Origin of the sequence: Chamaesiphon sp. VAR_48_metabat_403 (assembly GCF_031422475.1) — a bacterium.
GTDB lineage: Bacteria > Cyanobacteriota > Cyanobacteriia > Cyanobacteriales > Chamaesiphonaceae > Chamaesiphon.
Genome location: NZ_JANPLS010000068.1, coordinates 1 through 10,829, shown reverse-complemented (window position 1 = coordinate 10,829; position 10,829 = coordinate 1). Strand labels below are relative to the sequence as shown.

Sequence of the window (10,829 nt, the reverse complement as noted above, 5' to 3'; positions counted from 1 at the left end):
GCCATTTCATGCAGGCGAATTGGCAATCCAAGCCAGATTGGGCGTACAGGATCGAATAGATAAGCAGGGACGGCAAATGATTCGGGATTATCTACCCGAACAACATCGGCAATTTTTCGATCGATTGCCTTATATAATTGTTGGTACTGTAGACGAATCGGGTAGCCCGTGGGCTTCTATTTTGGTCGGAAATCCAGGCTTTCTCTCATCTCCCGACGATCGCACATTACAGATTACCGCCACTCCGCTAGCTGGCGATCCGCTGGCAAATAACCTGGCAGCAGGTATCGATATTGGCGTATTAGGGATCGAGCTACACACTCGTCGTCGCAATCGCCTAAATGGGATCGTCACTGCTTGCCATGCAGATGGCTTTGAGATAAAGGTAAGACAATGCTTTGGGAACTGTCCGCAGTATATTCAATCACGCACGATCGAGCTAGGTTATGGTAATTTAGTTGCCACCAATTCTATTCGCGAACTGGCAATATTAGGAGCGGAAGAAAAATCGACGATCGCAGCGGCTGATACGTTTTTTATTGCCACGGCATATCAAGACGCATCGGCAGGGGCGGCAAGCGGTGTAGATGTCTCCCATCGCGGCGGTAAGTCTGGTTTCGTCCGCATCGATGACGATCTCACGTTAACAGTCCCCGACTTTTCTGGCAATCTTCACTTTAATACCTTCGGCAATCTGGCTTTAAATCCTCGTGCAGGGCTGCTGTTTGTGGATTTCGATCGCGGAGACTTAATTTACCTCACAGGCACCGCCCAGGTCATTTGGGAAGGGTCTGAAATCGCGCTTTATGAGGGGGCAGAACGATTATTTAGATTCCAGATCGATCGCGGATATCGAGTCGAAGGTAGTTTACCTTTCCACTGGTCGAGTCCAGAATTTTCACCCTTCCTCGATCGTACTGGCACTTGGCACGATCGACCCAATTGACACTCCCAACCCCCAACATGATGGAAACCAAACCACCACTACCACCTTTTACCCTCGAAACTGCTACCGCCAAAGTCCAAGCGGCTGAAGATGCCTGGAATACTCGCGATCCGGAGCGGGTGGCGTTAGCCTATACCGAAGATTCCGAATGGCGGAATCGCTCGGAATTCTTGAGCGGTAGAGCAAAGATTCGGGAATTTCTCCAGCGCAAGTGGGCTAAAGAATTAGACTACCGCCTTAAAAAACAATTATGGTGCTTTATGGATAACCGAATTGCCGTCCGGTTTGAATATGAGTGTCACGACGAGGCTGGCAACTGGTACCGTGCTTATGGCAATGAGAACTGGGAATTTGCCGAAAACGGGCTAATGATGCGACGATTTGCGAGTATTAACGATCTGCCGATTTTAGAATCCGATCGCCAGTTTCGGTGGGAAAGAGTTTAGGATTGTAGGGTAATCGATCGATCTAAAGTGAAGAAGCGTAAAAATTGCGGTCGAATTCGATCGACTGTTGAGTAAATCGGTGATAGTAGGTAGAGATAGTCGCACTCGTGCTTACTGCCTGCTGTGCGATTTGGCTAATATATATCAAAGCGACCTTATTCAAAATGTCTAATTCCATTACCGTAAATGAGACAGTTTTATCTCAACCTGTCTTAGGTTCGCGCCGTTTTAGTAACTTCTTTTGGGCGATTGTCGTTTCCATCGGCGGAATTGGGTTTTTACTGGCTGGACTCTCTAGTTATTTCAAAGTCAACTTATTACCTGTCAGTAATCCGATCTCATTGGCATTCATTCCTCAGGGCATAGCACTAACTTTCTACGGTGTCGCCGGAACTCTTTTAGCTACTTATTTATGGGTGGCAATTCTGCTCGATATCGGTGGCGGCTATAATAAGTTCGATCGCGATGCTGGCGAAATTACAATTTTTCGGAATGGTTTTCCTGGTAAAAATCGCCGGATCGAACTCAAAAGTAAGCTGGCTGACGCGCAAGCAGTCAGAGTCGATATTAAAGATGGACTCAGCCCCCGTCGTACCCTCTACGTGCGAATTGCAGGTCGTCGGGAGATTCCTCTCACTCGCGTTGGCGAACCGATTTCTCTAACTGAATTAGAAACCCAAGGTGCGAATTTAGCTCGGTTTTTAGGAGTACCGTTAGAAGGATTGTAATTTGGGGAATAGGGAATAGGGGATAGGGAATAGTGGTTCTCAGAAAATAAGCTCATCCAAATGACCAATTTTCTCAACGCTACCACAACAAGTTATCTATTGACTATTCACTATCCCCGATCGCAGTAAGATAGGATAATAACTAAGACAGATGTGGAGTTAAGCCCGATGCAAGTTGCGCTCGAAACAGTAGTCAGCGATCCGCAGGTAGATATCAGTCAAGGTAGCAATCAACGTCAGCTATCGATCGAGGTATCCGCTCTCGCCGAACCTGAAGATCGTAAATTACCATTGAATTTATGTCTGATTTTAGACCACAGCGGCTCGATGAAAGGCACGCCTTTGAGTACCGTCAAAGAAGCTGCTAAGGAATTAATTAAGGGCTTAAAACCAGAAGATCGCTTATCTGTAATCGCCTTCGATCATGAGGCGGAAGTCATCGTTCCCTGTCAGCAAGTCACAGATACCAGCGGTATTTTCGATCGGATCGATAAGTTAAAAGCTGCTGGCGGTACTGCGATCGATGCTGGCATTAAACTAGGTATCACCCAACTAATTGAAGGCAAACAAGATCGGGTGTCTCATGCCTTTTTGCTTACTGATGGAGAAAACGAACACGGCGACGATGCCAGATGTATTAAGTTAGCTGAATTTGCTACCGAGAGCAATATTACGCTCAATGCATTGGGTTTTGGTGAGAATTGGAACCAAAACATGCTCGAAAAAATCGCCGATACCGCCGCAGGGGTTTTATCTTACATTGAAGAAGCCGCTCAAGCTGTCAGCGAATTCGGGCGACTATTTAATCGGATGCAATCGGTAGGTTTGACAAATGCTTATCTCCAACTAGAATTAAAACCCAAAGTCCGACTCGCCGAACTCAAACCCGTAGCTCAAGTAGCTCCCGATACGATCGAATTAACCGTTGAAGATGAAGGTAATCTTCAAATCGTCCGCCTGGGAGACTTAATGAAAGATCTCTCGCGGGTAATTTTAGTAAATACTTATATCGGACAACTTGAAGAAGGCGAACAATCGATCGCCACCCTCCAGATCCGGTATGATGACCCTGCTAAAGGTGCAACAAATCTGTTGACTCCACCTGTGAATGTGAATGTTACTGTCACCCGCAATCATCAACCCGCGATCGATAATAACGTCCAACAACAAACACTCGCCCTCGCTAAATATCGCCAAACCCAACTCGCCGAGCAAAAACTCCAACAAGGAGATCGCGCTGGTGCGGCTACTTTACTGCAAACCGCTGCTAAAACCGCGCTGCAAATGGGCGACACCAACGCCGCTACCGTACTGCAATCTAACGCTACTATCTTGCAAGGTGGGGAAGATCTCTCAGAAGCCGAGAAGAAAAAAACCAGGATGGTATCTAAAACTATTCTGCAATAGTAGGGCTGTCGATCGAGCTATTACCCTAACCTTGAGTCTAGGGTTTATGCACAAGTCTTGGGCTTCGTTTCGAGATCTGAATCCCCCCTAACCCCCCTTGGAAAGGGGGGAACCGGATCCGGATCTTAGCCCCCTTTTGAAAGGGGGTTTGGGGGATTCCCACTAATTTCGCTTCTCACCAGAGATGTGTAGACAGGGTAGCTTTATAGGGGGTAACCAGCCGCCAAAAATCACACCAGTCGATCGATCCGTTGATAAGTGCGATCGTTTTCGGCGGGAGAACCGATCGAAATTCGCAAACCTCCCCCAGTATGCCGAATTAAGGTGCCCTGAACTTTTAGTTGCGCGACTAACTCAGTCATTGCCAGATCTGGATTTGCGCCGATAATCCGAGCGTAGATGAAATTAGCGTCGCTGCGCCATACCTGAAGCTTGTCAATCTGACTCAGCAAGCCAAATAATCGATCGCGTTCGCTGATTGTTTCGGGAATTGTCTCCAGTAATAACTGGCGATGCGCTAATACCATCTGCGCCGCCGCCAGCGAAATACTCGGTAAATTGTAAGGCAATCTTACCTGCTCTAATGTCGCAATTACCTGCGGATGCGCCACCGCATAACCCACCCGATGCGCCGCCAAGCGGAAGGCTTTAGAAAATGTCCGTAAAACAATCCAATTCGGACGGGCGGCTAATTCAGCAATTACCGTCTGCTGGCTGAATTCAAAATAAGCCTCATCGATAACTACCAAAATATCCGATGATAAGCTCCGCATCCAGTCTAATTCTGTGGTGGTAAGCGCATTACCCGTCGGTGAATTGGGATGCACCATAAAGACAACCCGAATCGGCGCAGCTTGAGGATTATCGATCGCATTTTGAGCCGCAATAACATCGACTTCAAAATTACTCGCAGATCGATCGACATTCACCACCGGGATGCCCAATGTTTGTGCCAAAATTCCATACATGCTAAAAGTCGGCGCAGCAACCAGAATACTTCCCTCGCCACCCACACAAGTCGCAATTAAAATCGATCGCAATAATTCATCCGAGCCATTCCCCACGCAAATCTGCTCAGGAACGATGTGGGTATGACTTAACGCTGATTCAGTCGCATAACTGGCGATCGCGGCTTTGAGGCTGTTATGACCCCCATCTGGATAACGATTGCTCTCGATCGCATCTACCCACAGCCGCGCTAATTCTTGCTTGAGTGCTGCGGGCAAATCGTAAGGACTTTCATTCGTATCCACTCGATCTGTCTCGATCGCGACAGATTGCCCCTCTGCCCCGCCAGGATGGGGCGTATACGCCTGTAAACTTGTCAGTTGACTCCGAATGAAGGAAAATGGCGCGACGACGCTAGGAGTGTTCGGTAGAGGGGTGGTAGTCATAGTAAACGTTGGCAAAGCCTCTGGAAACGAGAATCGAGTTGGATTTCTTATCATAGATCGATCTTCACCACAAGCAAGCCAATCTCTGATATCGCTTAAAAATATTCACTCAAAAAAAAGTTGCGATCGGGTATTGACACTCATCGAAATATATCTTATATTGGTAAATGTCTGAGGCAAGGCCCTATCGTCTAGAGGCCTAGGACACCTCCCTTTCACGGAGGCGACAGGGATTCGATTTCCCTTAGGGCTACTTAGATAACAATTCAAAAAGAGGTTAGGTAATATTTACCTAACCTCTTTTTGCGTATAAGATTTTAGGCTTTAGGGAAGAAGGGGTAAAGGGTAAAGGTTGAATTTAACTCCCCGTCTCCCCGTCCCCCCGTCTCCCCGTCCCCCATATCCCACTTCCCATCTCCAAACATGGATCCCGAATTCGTACACATTCCAGTTTTAAGCCAAGAAATAATCGCGGGATTGGATGTCGTTGCAGGTGGTTGGTATTTGGATGCTACCGTCGGCGGTGGCGGGCATAGCGAACTAATTTTACAAGCTGCGCCAGACGTAAATCTAGTCGCACTAGATCGAGATTTGCAGGCTTTAGATGCAGCCAAGTTGAGGCTCGCACCCTATGGCGAACGCGTCCAATTTTGGCATGGCAATTATGCTGACTACCAACCTGCAAACCAAAAATTTGATGGTATTATTGCCGATTTGGGTGTGAGTTCGGTGCAATTAGACTTAGCCGAGCGTGGCTTTAGTTTTCGGAATGAAGCACCGCTAGATATGCGGATGGATCGATCTCAAGGTAGTACCGCAGCAGATTTGGTCAATCATACGTCGGAAGTTGAGTTGGCGCGGATTATTTTTACTTATGGGGAAGAACGCCTATCTCGGCAAATTGCCCGCGATATCGTCGCCGGACGACCGTATACGACCACAACACAGTTAGCTTATACGATCGGAGGTGCCGTTCCCAAGTCTTATCGGTATGGGCGAATTCATCCGGCTACCCGCACGTTTCAGGCTCTAAGAATTGCTGTCAATCAGGAGTTAAGTTCGCTCGAAAAATTTTTGGCAGTTGCCCCAACCTGGCTAGAGCCTGGTGGTAAAATTGGGCTGATTAGCTTTCACAGTCTCGAAGATCGGATTGTCAAACATACTCTCCGCGAAAATGAGGGGTTAAAAGTTTTAACCAAAAAGCCAATTATCGCCACCGATGTCGAATTGGCTGCCAATCCGCGCGCTCGATCGGCTAAATTGAGATGGGCGATAAATTCGATCGCTAATATATCCTCAAACAAAAACGGCTGGTAACAATGTTACCAGCCCTGAAAGCTTAAACCCCGATTTCCCTTAGTAATGGTGAATTTACAGTTAGGTCAGCACTACTAAAAAAGAATTATTAAAATTCACGCTGCTAAACTTAAAATACTTTAGTTTAGCGGTTGGAATCTATATATCAAATATATCCTGCTTCGCCTGCTTTGTACATCAGCCATTTGATGGAACTTATTACCAGATTCGAGCGTCTGTGGCTTGACATAAAAACGGAAATGTGCGCTGGGTTTGAGCTTTGCACGGTATTTACAGACGATTTCAAGAATAGGACTCCGGATGCTCTGTCTCCAATTATACCAATCGGTGATGGACTCTACTGCGTAAATTACCTAGGATATTTGGCGTAGAGATCCGGTCGATCGCGATTACCTCCAGTAGGCTACGCCAACGGGTTTACATCTTATAATAGCTATGCTGATTCAGGCTTAGGTACCGATGTGGGGTGAATTAGTAATTCGGCGGTCGAGCGTTTTTCCACCATTTCGCGGGTAATCTTACAGCGGGTGAGATCTTTGCGCGAGGGCAACTCATACATCACATCGAGCATCAGTTCCTCGACAATGCCACGCAAGGCTCTAGCTCCGGTTTTACGGCGGTGGGCTTCTTTGGCAATTGCGCGAATGGCATCGGGGTCGAATTCGAGGGCAACATTGTCCATGTGGAGCAGTTTCTCGTACTGTTTGACCAAGGCACTACGCGGCTCAGTCAGAATCGAAACTAGGGCATTTTCATCTAAGGGTTTGAGGGTGGCAATCACGGGAACCCGGCCGATAAATTCGGGGATTAGGCCGTATTTAACTAAGTCTTCTGGCTCTAGGTACTTCATCATATCCGCAGCCCGTTGTTCGCGGTTGAGAGTTTCACCCTGCTGAATAAAGCCCATCGACTTTTTACCCAGTCGCTGTTCGATAACTTTTTCTAGTCCGACAAACGCGCCACCACAGATAAACATGATGTTGCTGGTGTCGATTTGGATGCAGTCTTGATAGGGATGCTTCCGTCCGCCTTGAGGTGGGACGCTGGCAATCGTCCCTTCGAGCATTTTGAGGAGTGCTTGCTGAACGCCTTCGCCAGAAACATCGCGGGTGATTGAGGGATTTTCACTTTTGCGGGCAATTTTATCGATTTCATCGATGTAGATGATGCCGCGCTGGGCTTCTTCGACATCTAAATCGGCGACTTGGAGCAGGCGCAGTAAGATATTTTCGACATCTTCACCGACGTATCCGGCTTCGGTGAGGGTCGTTGCGTCGGCGACGGCGAAGGGGACATCTAATACTTTGGCAAGGGTTTGGGCAAGCATGGTTTTGCCGCATCCAGTTGGGCCGATGAGCAAGATATTCGACTTTTGGAGTTCGACACCTTCGTCGGTGCCGTTAGCTTTATGAACCCCATTGACCCCCGTAGGAGCTGGGGGTGGAGTCGCATCGTTACTTTTAGCTTGGGCGTAACTGAGGCGTTTGTAATGGTTGTAAACCGATACGGAGAGAACTTTTTTAGCTTCGTCTTGACCGATGACGTGCTCGTCTAGATATTTTTTTAACTCGCGGGGTTTGGGCATCTGGCTGAGGTTCATCGGCACAGATTCGCGACGTTTGCGCGGTGGCTCGGATTTGGCGGGTGGGTGAGTTACTGGCCCATTAGGATCGAGTAATTCTTCATCGAGGATCTCATTACATAGCTCTACGCATTCATCACAGATATAGACTCCCGGCCCCGCAATTAACTTGCGGACTTGTTCTTGTGATTTGCCACAAAAAGAACATTTGAGATGAGAGTCATAGTTTTTAGGGGTAGCTGGCATATTGTTGAGCGTGCCTCGTGAAGCAATTATAGGGTACGATCTACTAGGCGATCGGAGCGATTGATTAGCGGTGACTATTAGTGCCGATCGATTGCTGATGGTAAGATAGCTATCGACAATCGATCGTTACAGTTAATTCCGTTCGATGATGCGATCTATCGCTCCATATGCTAGCGTTTCTGCTGGTGACATCCAAAAGTCGCGCTCGGTATCTTCAGCAATTTTTTGTAAGGTTTGTCCGGTATGGTGTGATAGTAAGCCATTGAGATGATTTTTGAGATAAAGAATTTCGCGTGCCTGAATTTCGATATCTACTGCTTGCCCTTGTGCGCCACCGAGCGGTTGATGGATCATAATCCGCGAGTTTGGTAAGGACATCCGTTTACCTTTGGCTCCAGCCGCTAGTAGAAATGCGCCCATACTCGCCGCCAATCCATAACAAATCGTCACGACATCGGGACGAATTTGCTGCATGGTATCATAGATTGCCATCCCTGCCGTAATCGATCCGCCAGGAGAATTAATATGTAGTTGAATATCTTTTTCAGGATCTTCAGCTTCTAAAAAGAGCATTTGCGCGACTAATGTATCGGCAACATTATCGTTGACATCGGTACCTAAGAAAATTATCCGTTCGCGTAATAATCTGGAATAAATATCGAAGGCGCGTTCGCCAACGCCAGATTGTTCTACCACCATTGGTACCACGTTGGCACCTGCATAAATTTGGCTCTGGTGATAACTGCTAATCGACCCGTGTTTAGAGTTGGATATAAGCATGGTGGAAGATATATACAAGGGAAATATATTTTTTTGAGGTTTAATTTTACCTCTCTAACTGAATTATACCAATCTCTAGAGAGTTAGGGGATTAGGTTTTAGGTGTTAGGTCTTGGGTGTTAGGTTTTGGGTTTTGAGTTTTAGTGCGAAAACTTTCACCGGATCTCTTCTTCTGCTTTACGTGCAGCTTGCCGATAACAGCCTCCTTACTCCTTACGCCCTAAAACCTAAAGGCTAAATCCTAACACCTAACACCTAATCCGCTGCTTCTGCCATGATATCAATTGCTTCTGCTTCACCCGCACTAGTTTCCTCATCATCCTCTGCTGGTTTCAAGGAACCTTGGGGGACTAATTCGACCTTGGCATGGTCTTTGAGCCAAGCGAGAGTTTGCTCTTTTTGGAGATCTTCAGTAATGTATGCGCGCAGACGATTTTCGTCGATATTCTCGCCAGCTAATTGTGGTAGTACCTCCGACATTTTAGCGACAATCGCTTCATCACTGACTACGATACCCTCTTTTTTGGCAATTTCGGCGATCGCCAGTTGCTGTTTGAGGTTATTAACTGCGTCGGTGCGGCAATTCTCCTTCATTTTAGGAATTGTTTCGCGGGTGAAGTGTTTGTTAACATCCATTCCATATTGGCTGAACTGATTCGCCATTTGGTTGAGGATATTCATTGTCTCCCGTTCGATGAGGGTTTCGGGTAAATCTGCCTCGGCAACATCAATTAGGGCTGTTTCGAGCGCGGTAATGATGTTTTGGTCGGTAGATTTTTGGGCTTGCTCTTGGAAGCGCGTGGCGATCGATTCTTGGTACTCGGTGAGAGTGTCAAAATCGCTTGCTTCTTTGGCAAAATCGTCGTCTAAGCTGGGTAATTCCTGTTCTTTAAGATCTTTGAGGATAACTTTAAAGATGGCAGGTTGAGCGGCTAAATCTTCGCGGGCGTAATCTGCGGGGAAGACGACGTTGACATTGCGAGTTTCGCCGACGCTCATGCCGACGATGCCATGCACGAGATCGCTGATAAATTTGCCTTCGGAGAGTTCGATATCAAAGTCATCGGCTTGGGCACCGCTAATTTCGGTACCATCGGCAAGCTTGCCGTTATAGTCTACTACCGCAATATCCTCTAGTCGCGCAGCTCGACCAACTACTGGAATAATTGTCGCTTTTTCGCGGCGTTGGCGATCGATAAAATCTTCAACTTGAGCTGGTTCGTAGACGATTTCTTCAGCTTTGACGACTAATCCGGTATATGTGCCTAGGGTGACGGATGGCGGTACATCGACTGTCGCCCCAAAGGTTAAAGTTTGTCCGGGGGTATAGTTTTGGAGTAATTCGTCAAAATTGGAGGTAATTTGGTAGTTACCGATAGCGGGAACTGCTTCTTGTTTAATTGCCTCATTAATCGAGGGTTCGAGCAAAGCTTCCAGAGCCATTGCCTTAACCTGAGTTTGCCCCATCCGTTGCAAGACTACTTGCCGAGGAATTTTTCCTTTGCGGAACCCAGGAATGTTGGCGTTTGTGGTCAGGTTTTTGATTGCCCGTTCGTAATATTTAGTCGTTTGGTCTCCGGTAACTTCAATCTGCAAACCAATCCGGCTGTGTTCGAGTTTTTCCTGGGTAACTTTCATGATGAGTATGTCTAACAACAGTCAATGATGATATATGGGAAGCTGGGCGATCGCGTAGTTATGATATGCTGAATCTATAGCCAGTCAGATTATTAAGGTTACCATGCCTACGTGTAGGCATATCGCTATCGCCGGATCTTATCGATATAAAATCCGCAATCGATCGGCTAAGGTGTACCTATTCGATGATAGTACATCAAAGTCAGCTTGTCGATCGGTCAACCCAGAAGTTAAATTTCTGGGGTTATTTTTATGTATTTATAGCCTCGATCGACTATTTTTGTTGGGTAGTTATCACTGGCTGACTGAAAAGGCGAACTGCGAATATCCCCCCAGCTAAAAATA

The 10,829-nt window shown here is 47.0% G+C and carries 10 protein-coding genes and 1 tRNA gene; 7 read left to right on the top strand and 4 right to left on the bottom strand.

The features are described from left to right. The 4 genes from RMO79_RS03385 to RMO79_RS03370 all read left to right on the top strand — a co-directional run. A partial coding sequence (locus tag RMO79_RS03385) for a pyridoxamine 5'-phosphate oxidase family protein (RefSeq protein WP_310481647.1) occupies positions 1 to 946 on the top strand: 946 nt, incomplete at its 5' end. Between the two features lie 20 nt (positions 947 to 966). Beyond that, positions 967 to 1,392 carry a nuclear transport factor 2 family protein gene (locus tag RMO79_RS03380; RefSeq protein ID WP_310481648.1) on the top strand — a complete coding sequence of 142 codons (426 nt, stop codon included), beginning with the start codon at positions 967 to 969 and terminating at the stop codon, positions 1,390 to 1,392. 164 nt (positions 1,393 to 1,556) lie between these two features. Then, entirely contained in the window at positions 1,557 to 2,120 is a 564-nt protein-coding gene (locus tag RMO79_RS03375) for a photosystem I assembly protein Ycf4 (RefSeq protein WP_310481646.1), read from the top strand. 168 nt (positions 2,121 to 2,288) lie between these two features. After that, positions 2,289 to 3,527: a VWA domain-containing protein gene (locus RMO79_RS03370; protein WP_310481645.1), complete on the top strand. Its 1,239-nt coding sequence runs from the start codon at positions 2,289 to 2,291 to the stop codon at positions 3,525 to 3,527. Positions 3,528 to 3,757: 230 nt separating this feature from the next. On the opposite strand, the gene RMO79_RS03365 is transcribed toward RMO79_RS03370, so the two are convergent. Beyond that, positions 3,758 to 4,921 (bottom strand): histidinol-phosphate transaminase, encoded by a 1,164-nt coding sequence (locus tag RMO79_RS03365; RefSeq protein WP_310481644.1) that lies wholly within the window; start codon positions 4,919 to 4,921, stop codon positions 3,758 to 3,760. A 180-nt stretch (positions 4,922 to 5,101) separates the two neighbouring features. Between RMO79_RS03365 and RMO79_RS03360 the strand changes: the two genes are divergently transcribed. Both RMO79_RS03360 and rsmH read left to right on the top strand, forming a co-directional pair. Further along, a tRNA-Glu gene (locus RMO79_RS03360) sits at positions 5,102 to 5,174 on the top strand. A gap of 170 nt (positions 5,175 to 5,344) precedes the next feature. Further along, complete coding sequence (rsmH, locus tag RMO79_RS03355; protein ID WP_310411282.1) at positions 5,345 to 6,238, top strand: 16S rRNA (cytosine(1402)-N(4))-methyltransferase RsmH; 894 nt, start codon at positions 5,345 to 5,347, stop codon at positions 6,236 to 6,238. A 433-nt stretch (positions 6,239 to 6,671) separates the two neighbouring features. Here rsmH and clpX read toward each other — a convergent pair whose 3' ends face one another. The 3 genes from clpX to tig form a co-directional block, all read right to left on the bottom strand. After that, positions 6,672 to 8,066 (bottom strand): ATP-dependent protease ATP-binding subunit ClpX, encoded by a 1,395-nt coding sequence (gene clpX / locus RMO79_RS03350; RefSeq protein WP_310481643.1) that lies wholly within the window; start codon positions 8,064 to 8,066, stop codon positions 6,672 to 6,674. A 132-nt stretch (positions 8,067 to 8,198) separates the two neighbouring features. Further along, positions 8,199 to 8,846, bottom strand: a complete 648-nt coding sequence (clpP, locus tag RMO79_RS03345) for an ATP-dependent Clp endopeptidase proteolytic subunit ClpP (RefSeq protein WP_310481642.1) — start codon at positions 8,844 to 8,846, stop codon at positions 8,199 to 8,201. A gap of 255 nt (positions 8,847 to 9,101) precedes the next feature. Next, positions 9,102 to 10,484, bottom strand: a complete 1,383-nt coding sequence (gene tig, locus RMO79_RS03340; RefSeq protein WP_310481641.1) for a trigger factor — start codon at positions 10,482 to 10,484, stop codon at positions 9,102 to 9,104. Between the two features lie 103 nt (positions 10,485 to 10,587). On the opposite strand from tig, the gene RMO79_RS03335 reads away from it, so the two are divergent. Next, positions 10,588 to 10,824 (top strand): hypothetical protein, encoded by a 237-nt coding sequence (locus RMO79_RS03335; RefSeq protein WP_310481640.1) that lies wholly within the window; start codon positions 10,588 to 10,590, stop codon positions 10,822 to 10,824. Positions 10,825 to 10,829: the final 5 nt, after the last annotated feature.